This window comes from Paraburkholderia dilworthii, from assembly GCF_000472525.1.
GTDB lineage: Bacteria > Pseudomonadota > Gammaproteobacteria > Burkholderiales > Burkholderiaceae > Paraburkholderia > Paraburkholderia dilworthii.
Genome location: NZ_AWZT01000031.1, coordinates 21,095 through 41,343 on the forward strand (window position 1 = coordinate 21,095; position 20,249 = coordinate 41,343).

A 20,249-nucleotide genomic window follows, 5' to 3' on the forward strand; every position below is an offset into this window, starting at 1 on the left:
GTGATGAACGCCGCAGTTATCGATTCCCAAGCTTCCCAGGACTACATCGTTGCCGACATGTCGCTTGCCGACTGGGGCCGCAAGGAACTCACCATTGCAGAGACGGAAATGCCCGGTCTCATGCAAACGCGTGACGAGTACAAGGCGCAGCAGCCGCTGAAGGGCGCGCGCATCGCAGGTTCGCTGCACATGACGATCCAGACCGGCGTGCTGATCGAAACGCTGACCGCGCTCGGCGCGGACGTGCGCTGGGCTTCGTGCAACATCTTCTCGACGCAGGATCACGCGGCCGCCGCTATCGCCAAGGCCGGCACGCCGGTGTTCGCGTTCAAGGGCGAGTCGCTCGACGAATACTGGGAGTTCTCGCACCGCATTTTCGAATGGCCGAACGGCGAGTTCGCCAACATGATTCTCGACGACGGCGGCGACGCGACGTTGCTGCTGATCCTCGGCTCGAAAGCTGAGAAAGACCGCTCGGTGATCGCCAAGCCGACCAACGAGGAAGAAGTCGCGCTGTACAAGTCGATCGAGCGTCACCTCGATGCCGACCCGACGTGGTACTCCACGCGTCTCGCGCATATCAAGGGCGTGACGGAAGAAACTACGACCGGCGTGCATCGTCTGTATCAGATGGAAAAGGAAGGCCGCCTGCCGTTCCCGGCCATCAACGTCAACGACTCGGTCACCAAGTCGAAGTTCGACAACCTGTATGGCTGCCGCGAGTCGCTCGTCGACGGCATCAAGCGCGCGACCGACGTGATGATCGCGGGCAAGATCGCGGTGATTGCAGGTTACGGCGACGTGGGCAAAGGCTGCGCGCAATCGCTGCGCGGTCTGGGCGCGACAGTGTGGGTCACGGAAATCGATCCCATCTGCGCATTGCAGGCTGCGATGGAAGGCTACCGCGTCGTGACGATGGAATACGCGGCTGACAAGGCCGACATCTTCGTGACGGCAACCGGCAATTACCACGTGATCAACCACGATCACATGAAGGCGATGCGCCACAACGCGATCGTCTGCAACATCGGTCACTTCGATTCGGAAATCGACGTGGCGTCGACGCGCCAATACCAGTGGGACAACATCAAGCCGCAAGTCGACCACATCATTTTCCCGGACGGCAAGCGCGTGATTCTGCTGGCCGAAGGCCGTCTCGTGAACCTGGGCTGCGCGACGGGTCACCCGTCGTTCGTGATGTCGAACTCGTTCACGAACCAGACGCTTGCGCAGATCGAACTGTTCACGCAAGGCGCGAAGTACGAGAACCGCGTGTACGTGCTGCCAAAGCATCTGGACGAGAAGGTTGCGCGTCTGCATCTGGCGCGTATCGGCGCGAACCTGACCGTGCTGTCGGACGCGCAAGCGGGCTACATCGGCGTCGACAAGAACGGTCCGTTCAAGCCGAACCACTACCGCTACTAAGCGCATGCGTGGCAGGACGCCCTTTGCGCGCCAAGCGCGAGGGTGTCCTCGAAGCATGGTGGTGTGACGACGGGGCGGCGCGCAAGCGCCGCTTTGCTCGCCATGCCCGCCTCCTTTCGTTCAACGGACATCCTGCCTGCAAGGAGCTTTACATGACCGTGCTGCTGACCTGGCTGATCAATGCGCTCGCGCTCCTGATCATCACCTACCTCGTTCCGTCGATTCATATCCGCAGCTTCGGCACGGCATTGATCGTCGCGGTCGTGCTCGGACTGATCAACACGGTGCTGCGACCCGTGCTGATCCTGTTGACGCTGCCTGTCACGATTGTCACGCTCGGGCTCTTCATTCTGGTGGTTAATGCGCTCTGCTTCTGGCTGTGCGCGTCGCTGCTGAAGGGTTTCGAAGTGTCGGGGTTCTGGTCGGCGTTCTTCGGCTCGATTCTGTACAGCATCGTTTCGTGGCTGCTGTCCGCGCTTATTTTCGGCAACCGCAGTCTCGGTTGACATACTGAACCATGAACCCGATCGAACTTTCATTCGAATTCTTCCCGCCGAAAACGCAGGAAGGCGTCGACAAGCTGCGCGCCACGCGTGCGCAACTCGCTTTGCTCAAGCCCAAATTCGTGTCTGTCACGTTTGGCGCGGGAGGCTCGACGCAACAGGGCACGCTCGATACCGTCGTCGATATGGCGAAGGAGGGGCTCGAGGCGGCGCCGCATCTGTCGTGCATCGGCTCGTCAAAAGAGAGCCTTCGCGCGATTCTCAACGAGTACCGCGCGCATGGCATTCGCCATATCGTCGCGCTGCGTGGCGATCTGCCGTCCGGTATGGGCGAAGTCGGCGAGTTGCGTTATGCGTCGGAACTGGTGAGCTTTATCCGTGCCGAGTTCGGCGACTGGTTCTGGATCGAGGTGGCGGGCTATCCGGAGTATCACCCGCAGTCGCGCTCGCCGCGTCACGATCTGGAAAACTTTGCCCGCAAGGTAAAGGCCGGCGCCAATTCCGCGATCACGCAGTACTTCTTCAATGCGGACGCGTACTTCCGTTTCGTCGACGATGCCAGGAAGCTCGGCGTGGACGTGCCGATCGTGCCGGGCATCATGCCGATCACGAACTTCTCGCAACTGATGCGCTTTTCGGAGATGTGCGGCGCGGAAGTGCCGCGCTGGATCGCGCGCCGGCTGGAGAGTTTCGGCGACGACCGCGAGTCGATCCGCGCGTTCGGGCTCGACGTGGTGACGGACCTATGCAAGCGTCTGGTCGACGCGAAGGTGCCTGGTTTGCACTTCTATACGCTTAACGGCGCTGCGGCGACCCGGGCGATTTGCGAGCGGTTGGGCGGCTGAACTACGTTGTTGCTGGCTGAAGATCCAGCTTCCGCTCGTGCTTGCCAGGACGCCGCGCGAAGCAGGCGCGGCGGGCCTGGTGAGCCGTTTCTTCTTTGTTGCCCTAGGCCCCCCACCAAAGCTGGTTCCGTCAATTCAAAGCGAATCGCCTGAATGCCCCGCTCTGAAAGACTTTCGAAAGAACCCGCCTGATATCCGCTGCGCTTGCGTCGTGCAGCTTATGCGCGCCGGGTTTGATTTCGCGCCGGACCGATCGGCAGGCCGAACGCCGAACTGCCCGTGCAGGCGCGCCGGCGGCGGCGTCGCCGATAATTTCCTCCGCTTGTGACACCGGGGAAAGCTCAGTAATATCGCGCTACGCTGGCGTCAGCCAGCCCCGAACCTGGAGGAAACATGAAGCAAAACAACCTGTTGCGCGCCGCGCGTGTTACGACGCTCGTCGCAGCTGCAGCGGCATCGCTGGTGGGCGCGAACAGCGCGCGCGCCGAGATACCGAACAAGACACTCGTTTACTGCTCAGAAGGCAGCCCCGCGGGTTTCGATCCGGCCCAATACACCACGGGCACCGATTTCACGGCCAATACGTTCACCGTCTATAACCGCCTCGTCGAGTTCGAGCGCGGCGGCACCAAGGTCGAGCCGGGCCTCGCGGAAAAGTGGGATGTCTCCGCTGACGGCAAGACGTACACGTTCCATCTGCGTCATGGCGTGAAGTTCCAGACCACGTCGTTCTTCAAGCCGACGCGCGAATTCAATGCGGACGACGTCGTCTTCACGTTCGAGCGCATGCTCGACACGAATCAGCCGTTCCGCAAGGCCTACCCGGTGCAGTTCCCGTACTTCACGGACATGGGTCTCGACAAGCTGATCACGAAGGTCGAAAAGGTCGACCCGTACACGGTCAAGTTCACGCTGAAGGAAGTCAACGCGCCGTTCATCCAAAACATGGCAATGGAGTACGCGTCGATCCTGTCGGCTGAATATGGCGATCAGTTGCTGAAGGCGGGCAAGGCCGCCGACATCAACCAGTTCCCGGTCGGCACGGGTCCGTTCATCTTCCGCAGCTATACGAAAGACGCGACCATCCGTTTCGACGGCAATCCCGATTACTGGAAGCCGAACGCGGTCAAGGTTTCGAAGCTGATCTTCTCGATTACTCCGGACGCCGGCGTACGCGTACAGAAGTTAAAGCGTGACGAATGCCAGGTGATGAGCTATCCGCGTCCGGCCGACATCGCGCCGCTGAAGGCCGAATCGAATCTCGCCATGCCGTCGCAGCCCGGCTTCAACCTGGGTTATCTCGCGTACAACGTGACGCATAAGCCGGTGGACAAGGTCGAAGTGCGTCAGGCGCTCGACATGGCGATCAACAAGAAGGCGATCATCGACTCGGTGTACCAGGGCGCGGGCCAGGCCGCCACGAACCCGATGCCGCCGACGCAATGGTCGTATGACAAGAACCTGAAGAGCGCGTCGTACAGCACCGATAAAGCCAAGGCGCTGCTCGCCAAGGCCGGCTATCCGAACGGCTTCGACATCACGCTGTGGGCAATGCCAGTGCAACGCGCATACAACCCGAACGCGCGCCTCATGGCGGAAATGATCCAGGCCGACTGGGCCAAGATCGGCGTGAAGGCGAAGATCGTCACGTACGAATGGGGTGAGTACATCAAGCGCGCCCACGCAGGCGAGGACGACACGATGCTGATCGGCTGGACCGGCGACAATGGCGATCCGGACAACTGGCTCGGCACGCTGCTCGGCTGCGAGGCGGTGAATGGCAACAACTTCTCGAAGTGGTGCTACAAGCCGTTTGACGATCTGATCCAGAAAGGCCGCTCGACGTCCGACCAGGGCGCGCGCACCACGGCATACATGCAGGCGCAACAGATCTTCGCGCAGCAACTGCCGTTCTCGCCGATCGCTCATTCGACGGTCTACCAGCCTGTCAGCAAGAAGGTGGTCGACATGCGTATCGAGCCGCTCGGCTATGCTCGCTTCGACGGCGTCAGCGTCAAGTAAGGCGCCCGATATTGCGTCAGGCAAGTCGTAAATTCGCGCAGTACGCTTTTCGCACGGTTAGAAAACTGGTCGAAATGGTCCGGCGACCGGGGTCACGAGCCCTCGTCGCCGGTTGCGTTTTTTCTTCATCAAGACCATAGGGACGAACCATGTTCCGCTTTGTTTTGCGCCGCATAGGCATGGTGATACCGACGTTCATCGGCATCACGATCCTTGCATTCGCGCTGATTCACCTGATACCGGGCGACCCCATCGAAGTGATGATGGGCGAGCGCGGCGTCGATCCGGCGATGCATGCCGCAGCTATGCACCGGCTAGGACTCGACGAACCTTTGCCGATGCAGTACGTCCATTACATTGGCCGCGCGGTGCATGGCGACCTCGGCACCTCCATCATCACCAACACCAGCGTCATGGGCGAATTTCTCGCCCGCTTCCCCGCCACCGTGGAACTGTCGATTTGCGCGATGCTATTTGCGTTGATCGTCGGCCTGCCGGCGGGCGTGTTCGCGGCGCTCAGGCGCGGCACGGCGGTCGATCACGGTGTGATGGGCACGGCGCTGACCGGCTATTCGATGCCGATCTTCTGGTGGGGCTTGATCCTCATCATGGTGTTCTCGGTCAAGCTCGGCTGGACGCCGGTGTCGGGCCGCATTGCGGTGGAATACGACATTCCGCACGTGACCGGCTTCATGCTGATCGACGCAATGATGTCCACCGACGAAGGCGCGTTCAAGTCTGCACTGAGCCATCTCATTCTGCCGGCGATTGTGCTCGGCACGATTCCGCTCGCGGTCGTCGCGCGCATGACGCGTTCGTCGATGCTCGAAGTGCTGCGTGAGGACTACATTCGCACGGCGCGCGCCAAGGGTCTGTCGCCGGGGCGTGTGATCGTCGTGCATGCATTGCGCAATGCGCTGATTCCGGTCGTGACGGTGATCGGTTTGCAGATCGGCACGTTGCTCGCGGGCGCGGTGCTGACGGAGACGCTTTTTTCGTGGCCGGGTATCGGCAAGTGGCTGATCGACGCGATCGGACGACGCGATTATCCGGTGGTGCAGGGCGGTATTCTGATGATCGCCACGTTGGTGATTATCGTGAACCTCGTCGTCGATCTGTTATACGGCGTGCTCAACCCGCGCATTCGCCATACGAGGTAAGGACATGAACCCCCACGCTCACTTACGTTCGCTGCCCCCCGAAGGGGCGCGTGCCTCCCTTGAGGCGGCTCGGCCGGAGGCATGACGATGGCAGACATACAAAACACAGTCCCCACAGCAGTCACGCCGCCCAGCGGCCGCGCTATCGCCGCCCGCGAATTCTGGGCGAACTTTTCGCGTAACCGTGGCGCGGTCGGCGCCGGCATCGTCGTATTGCTGCTGATCGTCGTGGCGATTTTCGCGCCGCTCATCGCGCCGCATAGTCCGATCGAGCAGTACCGCGACTTCGTGAAGATTCCGCCCGCGTGGCTCGAAGGCGGCAACTGGCGCTTCGTTCTCGGCACCGATGAAGCCGGCCGCGACATCCTCTCGCGTCTGATGTACGGCGCGCGCCTATCGTTCTGGATCGGCTTCGTCTCGGTGGTGCTCGCGCTGATTCCGGGCATCGTGCTCGGGCTCATCGCGGCATTCTTCGAGAAGTGGGCCGACACGCCGATCATGCGCATCATGGACGTGCTGCTCGCGCTGCCGTCGCTGCTGCTCGCGGTGGCGGTCGTCGCGATCATCGGTCCGGGTCTCGTCAATACGATGCTGGCAATCGCAATCGTCGCGCTGCCGGGTTACGTGCGTTTGACGCGCGCGTCGGCCCAAGGCGAGTTGCAGAAGGAATACGTGACGGCTTCGCGGGTCGCGGGCGCCGGCACGTTGCGCCTGATGTTCTCGCAAGTGCTGCCAAACTGCACCGCGCCGCTGATCGTGCAAGCCACGCTCGGTTTCTCGTCGGCGATTCTCGATGCGGCCGCGCTCGGTTTCCTCGGCCTCGGCGTCCAACCGCCGTCGGCTGAGTGGGGCGCGATGCTGGCCTCGGCGCGCGATTACATCGACAGCGCATGGTGGATCGTCACCATGCCCGGTTTGTCCATCCTGGTCTCGGTGCTTGCCATCAATCTGCTCGGCGACGGGCTGCGCGACGCACTCGATCCGAAACTCAAACGGATGGCATAAATGAGCAATAACCTACTGACCATCCGCAATCTGGCGGTGAACTTCAACGGACTGCCCGCTGTCGACCGGATCAACCTCGATGTTGCGCCGGGCGAAGTGCTCGGCGTCGTCGGCGAATCGGGCTCGGGCAAGAGCGTGACGATGATGGCGCTGATGGGCCTCATCGACGCGCCCGGCAAGGTCACGGCCGACGAAATCACGTTCAGCGGCCACGATCTGCTGAAAGCATCGGCGAAGGAACGCCGCAAGATCATCGGCAAAGACATCGCGATGGTGTTTCAGGACGCGCTGACCAGTCTGAATCCGAGCTACACGGTCGGCTATCAGATCAAGGAAGTGCTGAAGCTGCACGAAGGCCTGCGCGGCAGCGCGCTCGACAAACGCGCGCTCGAACTGCTCGACCAGGTCGGCATTCCCGATCCGAAAGGCCGCATCGGCTCGTTTCCGCATCAGATGTCGGGCGGCATGAACCAGCGCGTGATGATCGCAATGGCCATTGCCTGCAACCCGAAACTGCTGATCGCCGACGAACCGACCACCGCGCTCGACGTGACGATCCAGGCGCAGATCATGGAACTGCTGATGCGCTTGCAGAAAGAGCGCGGCATGGCGCTCGTGTTGATCTCGCACGATCTCGCGGTGGTGTCTGAGGTCGCGCAGCGCGTCGCGGTCATGTACGCTGGAGAAGTGATCGAAACGAACAAGGTGCCGGACATCTTCGCCGCGCCGCATCATCCGTACACGGAAGCGTTGCTGGCCGCGATTCCCGAGCATAACGTGGGCGCCGTGCGGCTCGCTGCATTGCCGGGCATGGTGCCGGGGCGTGACGATCGTCCGAAAGGATGTCTTTTCGCGCCGCGCTGCAAGTACATGGTGGACGACTGCAACAAGGGACGGCCCGCGCTCGCGCCCATGCAAGGCCACGCCGACGTGGCGCGCGTGCGCTGCATCAAACCGCTGAACCTCGCCGGCGACGCGAACGTTCACACTCATGGAGGCGCACGATGAACGCAGTACTCGAAACGCGGCGCCAGTCGGACCATGCGGGCGATCACGTGTTGGTCGCCGACAAGCTCGCGCGTTACTACACGGTGAAACGCGGCATGTTCGCCACGGGCACGGTGAAGGCGCTCAACGGTGTGTCCTTTGCACTCGAACGCGGCAAGACGCTCGCCGTGGTCGGCGAATCCGGCTGCGGCAAGTCGACGCTCGCACGTCAGCTCACCATGATCGAGTCGCCCAGCGCGGGCCGCTTGCTGATCGACGGTGAAGATGTGGCCGGTGCCGATCACGCGAAAATCGCGGCGCTGCGGCGGCGCGTGCAGATGGTGTTTCAGAACCCGTTTGCGTCGCTCAATCCGCGCAAGACCGTCGAGCAGACGCTCGGCGAACCGCTCGCGATCAACTCGCAACTGACTGCGACGCAGCGCGCCGAACGCATCGCGCAGATGATGCGCACGGTCGGCCTGCGTCCCGAGCACGCAAAGCGCTATCCGCATATGTTCTCGGGCGGTCAGCGTCAGCGCGTGGCGATTGCGCGCGCGATGATTCTCGATCCGCAGATTGTCGTTGCGGATGAACCTGTGTCCGCGCTGGACGTGTCGATCCAGGCGCAGATCCTGAACCTGTTCATGGATCTGCAGGAGCAGTTCAAGACGAGCTACGTGTTCATCTCGCACAACCTCTCGGTCGTCGAGCATATCGCCGACGATGTGATGGTGATGTACTTCGGCGGCATCGCGGAACTCGGCGACAAGCAGCGGATTTTCTCGAAGCCGCGGCATCCGTATACGCGCGCGTTGATGTCGGCGACGCCGTCCATCTTCGAGGCGGATCGCACCATCAAGATCAAGCTGCAAGGTGAAATGCCGTCGCCGCTGAATCCGCCGTCGGGCTGCACGTTCCATCTGCGCTGCCCGTACGTGATCGACCGTTGCCGCAGCGAGGAGCCGAAGCTGCGTGAAGTGGATGGCCGTCAGGTGTCGTGTCACCGCGCCGAGGAGGTGGGGGACGTGGATGCCTGATGCGCTGGCGGCGCGTCGTCTTGCGCGCCGCTCGCGTGATGGCGGCCGCCGCGCTGCCTTCACGCGACGCTTGCGGGCGCGCGCACTGACCGGTGCCGCGCTCGTCGGCGTTTGTTCCGTTTTGTATTTGTCCGCGGGACTAGTCGGCATCGCGCATGCCGCCGGCGCCGCGGCCAATACACCTGCTGCTGGCGTCAATTCAACCGCGCAAGGTGCGCGTCCGGCATTGCCGGTGCCGCACGCGCCGGCTCAGCCACGCGCCGCGCTGCCGGGCTTCAATCCGCCGCCCGCCACGCCTGGCACGACAGCGAGCGGCCCGGTGCGTCTGCAACCGGCGCGTATGCCGTTCTATGTCGCGACGCGCGGCACGACCACCATCTACGTGCTGGGCACGCTGCACGTCGGCGATCCCGCCGATTACCCGCCGGCTCAGCCATTTCGTCCGCCGATCATGGGGGCGTTGGCGGCGTCGCCGACTCTCGCGCTGGAACTCTCGCCGGACGAGCTACTGGTCTCGCAAGACGATGTCTCGAAGTACGGCGTATGCCGCCGCGACTGTCTGCCTGGCCTCTTGCCCGAGCCGCTGTGGCGCAAGCTCGCGTTTCGTCTGCGCGGCAATCCCGCAGCGCTGGATGAGATCAAGAAGATGCGGCCGTGGCTCGCCTCGCTGCTGGTCGAAACGTACGATTCGCTCAGCGCCGGCTTGCAGACCGAGTACGGCACCGAAGCGCAATTGCAAAACGTTTATTTGCGCACGCGGGGCAAAATTGTCGGGCTTGAAACGCTTGCCCAGCAGATGCGCGCCTTCACAGGGCTCTCGCTTGCGCAGCAACGCGAAATGCTCGCGCAGGATCTGATGCAGACGCCCGCGCAAAACGTCGAGGATGTGCGGACCTTGCACCGCCTGTGGCGCGTGGGCGATGCCGATGCGATCGCCGCGTGGGAGGCCGCGAAAACCGAAAAGCTGGCGCGCGACAAGCGCGTGTCCAACTCGATCGACAACCGGATCGTCTACGAGCGGAACCGGCGCTTCGTCTCGCGGATGCTGCTGATCGCCGGGCCGAATAAGCCGGTGTTCGTGGCGATTGGCGCGTTGCATCTCGGTGGCCGCAAAGGCGTTTTGCAGCTTTTGCGGCAGCATGGGTTTGTGGTGGAGGCGGGGTGAGGCTCGGCGCGGTCGCGCAGCCTTTTGATCCGGCGTGCCTGCGCGCGCGAAAGTTCGTCAAAGGCCGCACAACGCGGTGCTTAGTCAGAGTTTTCTCTGTTGCAAAGCTTGCATCACTTCCGTCACCACTCCTGCCCAGTCGCCCAGCACCTTCTGCCGGAACAGCCGCATGCCCGGATACCACGGCGAATCGCTGCGCGCTTCGAGCCAGCGCCAATCCGAATTAGCGGGCAGCAGCAGCCACACCGGCTTGCCGAGCGCGCCGGCCAGATGCGCGACGCCCGTATCGACAGCGATCACCAGATCGAGGTTCATGATCAGTGCGGCGGTGTCCTCGAAGTCGTTCAGCTCGCCGCTGAAATCGTGTGCACGAAATGCGTGCGGTGCATCTGCGAGTTGCGCATGCGCCGGGCCCTTCTGCAACGGATACCAGCTCACTTTCGCAACGCCTGCGAGCGCGTGCAGTTCGGATAGCACCATCGACCGATAGCGGTCGTTGCCGAACGTCGGACTGCCCGCCCATGCGAGGCCGGCTTTGCGGTTCGCAGCGCCGGTTTTTATCAGTCTCTTGTGCCAGGCTTTGACTTTCGCTTCGTCCGCGAACAGATACGGCACGTCGGCCGGAATGGTGGACAGCTCCGTGCCGACACATGAGGGCACGCTCATCATCGGTACCCAGAAGTCGTATTCGCCTTCCGGCTTGCCGCTGAACGCGCGATGCACGCCCGGCACGCGTCCGGCCAACGGCAGCAACGGCTCGCGCACGCAGATATCCACTGTGGCGCCGCGTTCGTGCAGCATCTGCGCATAGCGCAGGAACTGGAAGTGATCGCCGAAACCCTGCTCGCCGACGATCAGCAAACGACGCCCATCGAGCGGTTCGCCGCGCCATTCGGCCACGCCGGGAAGCGCGAGCGCTTCGTAATCGCTCTTGCGCCAGCGCAGCGCAAACTCGGCCCAACCCTGTTTGAAGTCGCCGCGCTTGAGCAGCAGCCACGCAAGATTCTGATGCGCGTCGGCGTAGTGCGGATCGCGCGTCAATGCCTCGCGATAGAACGTCTCCTCTTCGTCGAGCCGTCCTTGCGCGCCGAGCGAACCGCCGAGGCACACGAGGTTGGTCGGATTCGGCGTGATCGCAACCGCGCGCCGGTAATGCGACTCGGCGCCCGCATAGTCGCCGCGCTTGCCGATCGCGCTGCCCAGATTGATGTGCGCCTCTGCGTAGTCGTGACGCAGCGCGAGCGCGCGCTCGAAACTGGCGATGGCCGCCTCGTGCTCGCCGTGTGCGTTGTGCGCATTGCCCGAGTTGAAGTGCGCTTCCGCTGAGCCCGGATCGACCTGCAAGGCGTCGCGATAGCACGCGAGCGCTTCCGCGAAACGGCCCAGCTTGCCGAGTACCGTGCCAAGATTCAGATGGGCGCCGACCAGTGCGGGGTTGGCCGCGATCGCCAGCCGATATTGCTCGACGGCCTCGTTCAATGCGCCTTGCGCCTGCAAAGCGACGCCGAAGTTATTGCGCGCGTCGGCGAAATCCGGTTGTAGCTGTAGCGCCTGGTCATAACAGATGGTGGCTTCGTCGAGATGGCCGAGCGCGGCGGCGGCGAGGCCCCGGTTGCTCCAGCAGGCGGCGTCGTGACGATCGTATTTGAGCGCGTGGCTCATCAGTGCGGCGGCGTCCGCGTGTTGCCCGCGCTGATAGTGCAGTACCCCGAAGTAATGCAGAGCCTGCGAATTCGCCGGATCGAGCGCCAGGATTTCGCGGTAGATCGAATCAGCCGTGTCGAGCCGGCCGGCCTGATGCGCGTCGAGCGCGGCCTCGACGAGCGCGACGACGTTGGATGAGGACGGCGGCGCGGTACGCGCGCCGGTGCGCGGGGATTGACGTTCCATGAAAACCTGCGGAAAGGGCCCGGCGGCGCACGCTGCACGCGCCGGCGCGCGTGAAAGGGAGATCGCCAGCATCTTATGGTCGGTGCCATGGACCGGCGATCGGACGCATCCTATTTCCCTTGCAGGCTTTTCATGTTTGAGGTGCTTCGCCGATGTGCCGTGGAAACGTCGCGCGGCACATCGGAAATTGCTGCTTTTTCTGCGTGAACCGTTCTACATGAACATCAGGAAATTCAACAGGAAGATGTTCACCACCAGCAAGGTCAGCGCGGTCGGTATCTGCACCTTGATCACCGCGTTCTTATCCGGCAGTTCGAGCAATGCCGCCGGCACCATATTGAAGTTCGCGGCCATCGGCGTCATCAGCGTGCCGCAGTAGCCGGAGAACATGCCGATTGCCACCATCACGGCCGGATTGCCGTGGAACACGCCGACCAGGATCGGCACGCCGACGCCGCCCGTCATCACCGGAAACGCGGCGAAGCCGTTGCCCATCACCATCGTGAACAGCGCCATGCCGATGCAGTACACGGCCACCGCGATAAAGCGGTAGTCGAGGCTGATATACGCCGTCGTCACGTGAGCCACGGCTTTGCCGACGCCCGCATCGGAAAACACGAGACCGAGCATGCCGAGCATCTGTGGCAGCACGGCGGCCCACGAGAGCGCGTCGACGAGACGGCGCGTTTCCTTCATCGACTGGCCTACGGTGTCGCGAGTCAGCACGCAGGCAATGGCGAGCGCGATTACGCAGCCGATGCCGAAGCCGATCAACGTGACGTTGGCCTTTTCGATCAGCGGCAGGCCGCCGAATACCAGGTGGCTCGCTGACAACGTGACGATCACGGTGATCACGGGAATCGTCAAGGCGGGCACGAACAGCTTGTTGCGAAGGCGTGCGGCGCTCGCCTTGCGCGCTTCGAGCGACAGCACGTTCGGCTTGCCTGCGGTGACGCCGCCGAAACCGGCAATCAGCGCCATCACGATCACGGCGACTCCGACCACGGCGGGCGGCAGCTTGTCGCCGATCAGAAAGATCAGCGCGTAGATAATCCAGAAGCCGCCGGCCGTCAAACGGCGCGGGTGTTTCTTATCGGTGACGATCATGCCGCCGACGATCAGCAGCACCACGCCCAGCAACCAGAACAGATAGGTAATCGTGAGCGTCATGCTTTGTCTCCTGCGGCGGATGGCGTCGGGGTTACGGCGGCGTTGCCCGCTTTCGCGTTGCCGCGCAATTCGCGGTCGAGCTTGCGGTCGAGCAGATACAGGCGGAAGCCGTGAATGAGGAACGCGCAGATCGCAGTGGGAATGCCCCAGACGGCGACGTGAATCGGCTCGACGACAATGCCCGCTTCCTTCAGGAAAGTGGTCATCAGCACGATCGCACCGAATGCAACGAAAATGTCTTCGCCGAAAAAGAGGCCCACGTTATCCGTTGCCGCCGAGAATGCGCGCAGCTTGAAGCGCACCGCGTCGCTGATCTTGCCGAAGCGCGTTTCGGTCGCGCCTTCGGCCATCGGCGCGATGAGCGGACGCACCATCTGCGGATGCCCGCCGAGCCCGGTCAGGCCGACGGCCGCGGTGAGTTCGCGCACGAGCAGATAGACGATCAACAGGCGCCCGGCCGTAGCGGCCCTGATGCCGCTGATCCACGTCTGCGCGCGCTCGCGCAGGCCATGCCGTTCAAGCAGGCCGATTACCGCGAGCGGCAGAAGAATGATCAACGGGATGTTGCGCGTCTTGATGAAGCCGGTGCCGATCTCGGCGAGGATTTTTTCGGGCGGGAAGTGCGCGGCGAAGCCGGTGATGATCGCGGCCACCGCCACGATCAGCATCGGATTGAACCGTAATAAAAAGCCAACGATGATGACGGCCACGCCGATGAGCGGCCATAGACTGACTGTTGTCTGCATCTGGATCTCCAAACAGGTTTCAACGTCGCCGCTTGTGACGGCTAACATGGGCCGGCGCGTGGCGATCCGCGCGCCGTCTTGTTGCCGCGGCTCTTGATGGCCGCGTTGCTACGCACTGCAACTGCGAACTGCAAACTGCAACGGCATTCACTGCGATGAATCGACTGCGGATACTGCAAAGTACGGTGAAGCGCCTCGCACCTGGCGAACGCCCCGCGTCGAGCGGGGCGTTCAGGGCGTTCAGGGCATAACGGGGGATGCGGCGGCGCGTGCCTTCAGACGCTTGCGGCGCCGGCCGCATGCACGTCGATGCCGGCCTGCTCCAGCGCGCTGCGGATACGCCGCGCGAACGCGAGTGCATGCGGGCCGTCGCCGTGCAGGCAAATGGTCTGCGCATGGAGCGGCACCCATTGACCGTCGACGGCGCGCACCCGCTGCTCGCGCACCATCGCAAGCGTGCGTTCGAGTACTTCGTTTTCATCGTCGAGCAGCGCGCCGGGTTCCTTGCGCGGCACGAGCGAGCCGTCGGCGCGATAGCCGCGATCGGCGAATACTTCTTCGATGGCGGTCAGCCCCGCGTTGCGCGCGGCCGTCACGAGCCCGCTATTGGCGAGCGCGAACACCGCCACCGACGGATCGAAATCGTGCACGGCCGACACGATCGCGTCCGCGATCTTCGGATCGCGCGCGGCCTGGTTGTACAGCGCGCCATGCGGTTTGACATGCGCGATGCGTCCGCCCTCGGCCTGCGCGATTGCCGACAGCGCGCCGAGCTGATACAGCACGCCCGCGTAAATCTCGTTCGCCGGTAGGTCCATCTCCTTGCGGCCGAAATTCTCCGGATCGTTGAAGCTCGGATGCGCCCCAATCGACACGCCTTTCTGCACCGCCCAACGCACGCAGTCACGCATCGCGTTGGCGCCGCCCGCGTGCCAGCCGCACGCGATATTCGCGGAGCTGACGAGGTCGAGCAGCGCCTCGTCGAAGCCGCAGCCTTCGCCCAGATCGGCGTTCAAATCGATTTCCATGATGTTCCTCTACGCTCAACAAAACGCTGGGCCGCCCCAATTTTCTGCCCGCTCGCGGCCTGGCGCGACGCGCTAGGTGGGGGCGGCCATTGTCACAACGCTGTGGCGACCATCTGCCGCGCGCAGCGTTCTTCATGCATTGCAATGGCGGCGTCGATTTGCCGCAAATAGGTGCGCTCTTCCAGCAAAGCCTGGCGCGCCTCGTAAGGTGTCGTCGGGATGAAGCGCACGGCCGCGTTCAGGCGTACCTGCGCGAGCTTCCACAAGTCCGCCTGAATCACCGCGCCGATCTTCGGGTAGCCGCCGGTGGTCTGCGCATCGCTCATTAGCACGATAGGCTGGCCGTTCGGCGGCACCTGAATCGTGCCGGGCAGCACCGCGTGCGACAGCAGATCGGCTTTCTCCTTGCGTTTCAGTTCGCTGCCGGCGAGCCGGTAACCCATGCGGTTGCTGTTCGGCGTGACGAGCCACTCGTCGGACCAGAACGACTCGTGTGCTTCTTCCGTGAAACTGTCGTACTCGGGGCCGCGCAGCACGCGAATCGGCACCGCCCAAGGCACGCCGCTCGGATGACGGCCGCGCCGCAGTGGTTCGTCGACGAGCACGAACTTGCACCACGCGGGCGCCTTCACGCCGAATTCCGGCGCCTCGGCCGAGAAGCCGGCGTGGCCGCGCTGCGGCGGCGCGCCGACCGGCAGACGGTCGCCGTCGCGCAGCGCCCGGCCGCCGAGTCCGCCGAAGCGGCCGGCGAGGTCGGTGCTGCGCGAGCCGAGCATCGGCAACACGTCGATGCCTCCCGCGATGCACACGTAGCCGCGCATGCCGCGCTTCGCTGCATTCAGCACGAGCTCCTGGCCGGCCTTCACCGGCAGGCTCCACCATGAGTAGACCGGCTTGCCGTCGAGCGTCGCGCCGAACTCGGTGCCGGTGATGGCCACCCGCGTCGCGCGCAAAAAGCGCAGCACAGTGGGGCCGAAGGTGACTTCGAGACCCGCGGCATCCGGCCGGTTGCCCACCAGCCGGTTGCCGACTTCGAGCGACAGACGGTCGAGCGCCCCGCCCATCGCGACGCCGAGGTGCCGGTGGCCGTGACGGCCGAGATCCTGAATCGTGGTCAAAAGACCTGCGCGAATCACGTCGATCATGCGTGTATCCCCGCGATGGTGAAACGCACGCGGTCGCCCGGCTGCAACAAGGAGGGCGGGCGGCGCGTCGGATCGAACAGCGGCAGTTCCGTGCGGCCGATCAGCTGCCAGCCGCCGGGCGACGTAGCCGGGTAGATGCCCGTCTGTTCTCCGCCGATGCCGACCGAACCCGCCGGCACTTCGAGCCTCGGCGACGCGCGGCGCGGTGTATGGAGCGCCTCTTGAAGCCCTCCCATATACGCGAAGCCAGGCTGAAAGCCGAGGAAAAAGACCACGTACTCGCCGCCCGAATGACGCTCGATCACCTCACGCGCGCTCAAGCCTGTGTGGTTCGCCACTGCACCCAGGTCGGGGCCGAACTCACCGCCGTACTGAACCGGGATTTCGACTTCGCGGCCCGCCGCAGGCGCTTCGCTGGCCGCGTGCCAGGCTTCTTGCAAGCGGCTTGTCAGTTCGTCGCGGTCGGCTTCGACGGGGTCGAACACGAGCGTCAGATTGTTCATGCCCGGCACAACCTCCAGCACATGCGGCCAGTCACGCGCGAGTGCGGCCGCCGCCCACACGCGGCGCTGGCAGTCCAGCGTTGCGGGCGGGGGCGCCTCGCAGACCAGCGCGGCGTCGCCGAGCGGAAAAATTTTGGGTTGGCTCATGGCTTGAAGGCCCGAAGAAGTCGAAGAGTTCCGCACTGCGTGCCGCCCGGAACAACGGTGGACGGCTTACGCGATGTGTGAAGCGTACATTGTCAATAAAATATCGACAAATTATCAATAAGAGTTTTCGCCAGGCTCGTCGGCAAGGGGCCGCTCGTCGTACACTCCCGACACCTTCCTTCCTGTTTGCTGAGAAATTCACATGTCGCGGCATCCCACCAAGATCGTCTCGTCGGAACATCTCGTATCCGACACGAGCGCGGAACTATCAGAGCTCGAGTACGCGCTCATCATGGCCGGCAACGCATTCAACCGATGGATGGTGCGCTGCATGTCGGCTGCCGGGGAAAAGGACATGACCGCCATCGAAGTCTCTTTGCTTCATCACGTGAGTCATCGCGAGCGCCGCAAGAAGCTGGCCGACATCTGCTTCGTGCTCAATATCGAAGACACGCACGTCGCGACCTATGCGTTGAAGAAGCTCGTAGCTAGAGGGTATGTAAAAAGCGAAAAGACCGGCAAGGAAGTGTTCTTTTCGGCGACCGAGGCGGGCCGCGCGCTGTGCCTGAAGTATCGCGAGGTGCGCGAGAGTTGCCTCATCTCGACGTTGAAGGAAAGTGGTCTCACCAACGAGCAGATCGGCGACGCTGCCCAATTGATGCGCAATGCGTCCGGGATGTACGACACGGCCGCGCGAGCAGCGGCGTCGCTATGAATGTGAGGCGCTGAGTTGCGGGTCCGCACGTGGATCCAACGAGCTTAATGGGCGCATGCAAGCCCTCGCTCGCCGGCGGCGCACGCCGCGCTAAGCGGCGCCGCGCTGATCGCGCATTAGACGCATCTAGCCCACAGCTCGCGCATGAAGGCCCGTCTCGGTGACGATCATGTCGAGCGGAATGTCGTGGGGTTCACGCTCCAATGCCGGCGTGCGGCAGGCTTCATACGCGATACCCACCGTGACCGGTTTGCTCGCGCCCGGCCAGCCGGCGAGCGTACGGTCGTAGTAGCCGCCACCGTAACCGAGCCGGTAGCCATCGGCATCGAAACCCACGCAGGGCACAAGCAGTAGCTCGGGAATCACCACGCGTTCCGTTGTAGGCTCCGCGATCCTGTGATGGCCCGTCTTCATCGGCGTATCCGGCGACCATGCGTGAAACTCGAGCGGCAGCCCGCGCTCCTTGATGATGGGCAAACTTGCTTCGCGCTGCGAACTGCCGGTGAGCCAGATCGAGATCGCTGCGCGTGCATCGAATTCGCCCGCCAGCGGCCAGTAGAACCCCACGCTTTTCGCGTCGAAATGCTTGAGCGCATCGAGAATGCGGCGCCCGAGCGCGGCATTGTTCGTGGGCTCGGAAGCCGCTTGTAGCCTCGCTTCCAATAGCATTCGACGCAGCGCCTTTTTCGATTCCGCCTGAGGGTTGCATGCTATGCTTGGGTTCAATTCGCGCTCCAGAAACAACGATGTCAAAAAGTCTTTATCGAGTATATCGCGCGGCCGGTCTGGCGCTTGCCGCAGCAGCGCTTGTCGCATGCAGCACGGCGTCAGCCGTCAAGCCCCTTCCCATTTCGCAGCTTACGAACGACGATCAGATCTTCGTCCAGTTGCGCGAGGCCGCCCGCAATAACGACGCTGCGCGTGCAGCGCAGCTGGCGAGCATGATCCCGAGTTATCCGGCGCCTTCGTATCTGGAGTACTTCCAGATCAAGCCGCAACTCTTCGATTCGAGCGGCCATGCGCGCGTCGACGCGCCTGATGCGCCGGTGCTCGCGTTCCTGCAGAAGTACGACGGCCAGGCGATTGCCGACCGCATGCGCAACGACTACCTCACGGTGCTCGGCACGCGTCACGACTGGCGCAACTTCGACGAGCAATATGCGCGCTTCGTGTTGAACGACGATACGCAGGTCAAGTGCTATGCGCTCGAATCGCGTGCATCGCGCGGCGAGAATGTCGCGGACGCGGCGCGCGCGCTGCTCGTCGATCCGAAATGGTACGGCGACGGTTGCGTCGATCTGATTACCGTGCTCGGCGTCAACAAGCAGTTCAGCACCGACGACATCTGGCAACAGATCCGTCTCGCGTACGAACAGAACTACACGAATACCGGCAGCAAGCTCGTCGACGCGCTCGGCAGCCAGGCGCCCGATCCGGTGCTGTTCGGGCAGGCCACGAGTACGCCGCCGCTGTTGCTCGCGCGCGGCGTCGGTCCCGATCTGCAATCGCATCAACTCGCGTTGCTCGCAATCACACGCATGGCCCGCAACGATCCGGCTATGGCCGCGGCCACTTTCGCGTCCGTCGCGCCTTCGCTGAATTCGCCGGAGCGCGCGATCGGCTGGGGCACGATTGCGTATCAAGCGGCCGCGAAGCAGATGCCGAGCGCCGCCGACTGGTACAGGTTGTCGGCGAATGCGCCGCTCTCGAACCCCGCCTACGAATGGCGCACGCGCACCGCGCTGCTGGCGGGAGACTGGAACATGGTGCGCTGGTCGATCGAGCAGATGCCGGTGGCGCTGCGCAATCAGCCGTCGTGGGTCTATTGGCATGCGCGCGCGCTCAAGCAGGCGGGCGACACGACCACGGCCAACCAGGAATTCGAGTCCATCTCGCAGGGCTATAACTTCTATGGCCAACTGGCGGCTGAAGAACTCGGGCAGAAGATCGTCGTGCCGCCGAAAACCGCGGTCACCGATTCCGAAGTGCAGCAGGCCGGCAATACGCCGGGCTTCGACCTGGCGCAGCGCTTCTACGCGCTGAATCTGCGGCTCGAGGGCAATCGCGAATGGAACTGGCCGCTGCGCACCATGAGCGACCGTCAGTTGCTCGCGGCCGCAGAATACGCGCGCCGTATCGAGTTGTACGACCGAGCCGTCAACACGGCTGACCGCACGAAAACGGAACACGATTTTTCGCTGCGTTATCTGTCGCCGTTCCGTGACATCGTCGAGCGCGATGCGCAGTCGAACGGGCTGGATGTCGAATGGGCCTACGGGCTGATTCGCCAGGAATCGCGCTTCATCATGAATGCACGCTCGGAAGTGGGCGCGAGCGGCCTGATGCAGTTGATGCCGGGCACTGCGCAACTGGTCGCCAAAAAGATTGGCCTCGGCCCGATTTCGCGTGCGCAAATGAACGACATCAACACCAACATCCTGCTCGGCACGAACTACTTGTCGATGATCTACAATCAGTTCGACGGGTCCGCCGTGCTGGCCACCGCGGGTTACAACGCCGGGCCAGGCCGTCCGCGCAACTGGCGGCAGACGTTGCAGCATCCGGTCGAAGGCGCGATCTTCGCCGAGGCGATTCCTTTCCAGGAAACGCGCGACTACGTGAAGAATGTGCTGTCCAACACGGTCTACTACGCGGCATTGTTCGAAGGCCGTCCGCAATCGCTGAAGGCGCGTCTGGGTTACATCGCACCGTAAGCGCCGTGCCGCCGCTGTCTCACTTCGAGGCAGCGGTGCGCC

At 63.3% G+C, this 20,249-nt stretch carries 18 protein-coding genes; 11 read left to right on the forward strand and 7 right to left on the reverse strand.

The features are described from left to right. Nucleotides 1-3 precede the first annotated feature (3 nt). The 9 genes from ahcY to F759_RS0123555 all read left to right on the forward strand — a co-directional run bounded on the left by ahcY (nucleotide 4) and on the right by F759_RS0123555 (nucleotide 10,149). Complete coding sequence (gene ahcY / locus F759_RS0123515; RefSeq protein ID WP_027802014.1) at nucleotides 4-1,425, forward strand: adenosylhomocysteinase; 1,422 nt, start codon at nucleotides 4-6, stop codon at nucleotides 1,423-1,425. 152 nt (nucleotides 1,426-1,577) lie between these two features. Continuing rightward, on the forward strand, nucleotides 1,578-1,931 hold the full coding sequence (locus F759_RS0123520) for a phage holin family protein (RefSeq protein WP_006052549.1): 354 nt from the start codon (nucleotides 1,578-1,580) through the stop codon (nucleotides 1,929-1,931). Nucleotides 1,932-1,942: 11 nt separating this feature from the next. Then, nucleotides 1,943-2,773, forward strand: a complete 831-nt coding sequence (metF, locus tag F759_RS0123525; RefSeq protein ID WP_027802015.1) for a methylenetetrahydrofolate reductase [NAD(P)H] — start codon at nucleotides 1,943-1,945, stop codon at nucleotides 2,771-2,773. Between the two features lie 393 nt (nucleotides 2,774-3,166). Further along, nucleotides 3,167-4,795 (forward strand): ABC transporter substrate-binding protein, encoded by a 1,629-nt coding sequence (locus F759_RS0123530; protein WP_027802016.1) that lies wholly within the window; start codon nucleotides 3,167-3,169, stop codon nucleotides 4,793-4,795. Between the two features lie 149 nt (nucleotides 4,796-4,944). Further along, complete coding sequence (locus F759_RS0123535) at nucleotides 4,945-5,955, forward strand: ABC transporter permease subunit (RefSeq protein ID WP_027802017.1); 1,011 nt, start codon at nucleotides 4,945-4,947, stop codon at nucleotides 5,953-5,955. Nucleotides 5,956-6,042: 87 nt separating this feature from the next. Beyond that, nucleotides 6,043-6,960 carry an ABC transporter permease subunit gene (locus F759_RS0123540; RefSeq protein ID WP_027802018.1) on the forward strand — a complete coding sequence of 306 codons (918 nt, stop codon included), beginning with the start codon at nucleotides 6,043-6,045 and terminating at the stop codon, nucleotides 6,958-6,960. Beyond that, nucleotides 6,961-7,968, forward strand: a complete 1,008-nt coding sequence (locus F759_RS0123545) for an ABC transporter ATP-binding protein (protein WP_027802019.1) — start codon at nucleotides 6,961-6,963, stop codon at nucleotides 7,966-7,968. Beyond that, nucleotides 7,965-8,984 (forward strand): peptide ABC transporter ATP-binding protein, encoded by a 1,020-nt coding sequence (locus F759_RS0123550; protein ID WP_027802020.1) that lies wholly within the window; start codon nucleotides 7,965-7,967, stop codon nucleotides 8,982-8,984. Before F759_RS0123545 ends, F759_RS0123550 begins: the two co-directional genes overlap by 4 nt. Then, nucleotides 8,977-10,149 (forward strand): TraB/GumN family protein, encoded by a 1,173-nt coding sequence (locus F759_RS0123555; RefSeq protein WP_027802021.1) that lies wholly within the window; start codon nucleotides 8,977-8,979, stop codon nucleotides 10,147-10,149. The genes F759_RS0123550 and F759_RS0123555 overlap by 8 nt, the downstream gene beginning before the upstream one ends. Nucleotides 10,150-10,233: 84 nt before the next feature. On the opposite strand, the gene F759_RS0123560 is transcribed toward F759_RS0123555, so the two are convergent. From F759_RS0123560 to pxpB, 6 genes are all read right to left on the reverse strand, one after another. Further along, entirely contained in the window at nucleotides 10,234-12,039 is a 1,806-nt protein-coding gene (locus F759_RS0123560) for a tetratricopeptide repeat protein (RefSeq protein WP_027802022.1), read from the reverse strand. 213 nt (nucleotides 12,040-12,252) lie between these two features. Further along, a complete protein-coding gene (locus F759_RS0123565; protein ID WP_027802023.1) occupies nucleotides 12,253-13,209 on the reverse strand; it encodes a DUF979 domain-containing protein in 957 nt (318 codons plus the stop codon). After that, a complete protein-coding gene (locus F759_RS0123570) occupies nucleotides 13,206-13,955 on the reverse strand; it encodes a DUF969 domain-containing protein (protein WP_027802024.1) in 750 nt (249 codons plus the stop codon). The genes F759_RS0123565 and F759_RS0123570 overlap by 4 nt, the downstream gene beginning before the upstream one ends. A gap of 275 nt (nucleotides 13,956-14,230) precedes the next feature. Next, nucleotides 14,231-14,983 carry a 5-oxoprolinase subunit PxpA gene (gene pxpA, locus F759_RS0123575; protein ID WP_027802025.1) on the reverse strand — a complete coding sequence of 251 codons (753 nt, stop codon included), beginning with the start codon at nucleotides 14,981-14,983 and terminating at the stop codon, nucleotides 14,231-14,233. A gap of 92 nt (nucleotides 14,984-15,075) precedes the next feature. Further along, nucleotides 15,076-16,128, reverse strand: a complete 1,053-nt coding sequence (locus tag F759_RS0123580) for a 5-oxoprolinase subunit C family protein (RefSeq protein WP_027802026.1) — start codon at nucleotides 16,126-16,128, stop codon at nucleotides 15,076-15,078. Next, nucleotides 16,125-16,778: a 5-oxoprolinase subunit PxpB gene (pxpB, locus tag F759_RS0123585; protein ID WP_027802027.1), complete on the reverse strand. Its 654-nt coding sequence runs from the start codon at nucleotides 16,776-16,778 to the stop codon at nucleotides 16,125-16,127. The genes F759_RS0123580 and pxpB overlap by 4 nt, the downstream gene beginning before the upstream one ends. 202 nt (nucleotides 16,779-16,980) lie before the next feature. Here pxpB and F759_RS0123590 point away from each other — a divergent pair, with 202 nt between their 5' ends. Then, a complete protein-coding gene (locus F759_RS0123590; protein WP_027777014.1) occupies nucleotides 16,981-17,493 on the forward strand; it encodes a winged helix DNA-binding protein in 513 nt (170 codons plus the stop codon). 126 nt (nucleotides 17,494-17,619) lie between these two features. Here F759_RS0123590 and F759_RS0123595 read toward each other — a convergent pair whose 3' ends face one another. Beyond that, nucleotides 17,620-18,162, reverse strand: a complete 543-nt coding sequence (locus F759_RS0123595; RefSeq protein WP_027802028.1) for a 5-formyltetrahydrofolate cyclo-ligase — start codon at nucleotides 18,160-18,162, stop codon at nucleotides 17,620-17,622. 77 nt (nucleotides 18,163-18,239) lie between these two features. On the opposite strand from F759_RS0123595, the gene F759_RS0123600 reads away from it, so the two are divergent. Further along, nucleotides 18,240-20,207, forward strand: a complete 1,968-nt coding sequence (locus F759_RS0123600; protein ID WP_027802029.1) for a lytic transglycosylase domain-containing protein — start codon at nucleotides 18,240-18,242, stop codon at nucleotides 20,205-20,207. The last annotated feature ends 42 nt before the right edge of the window (nucleotides 20,208-20,249 follow it).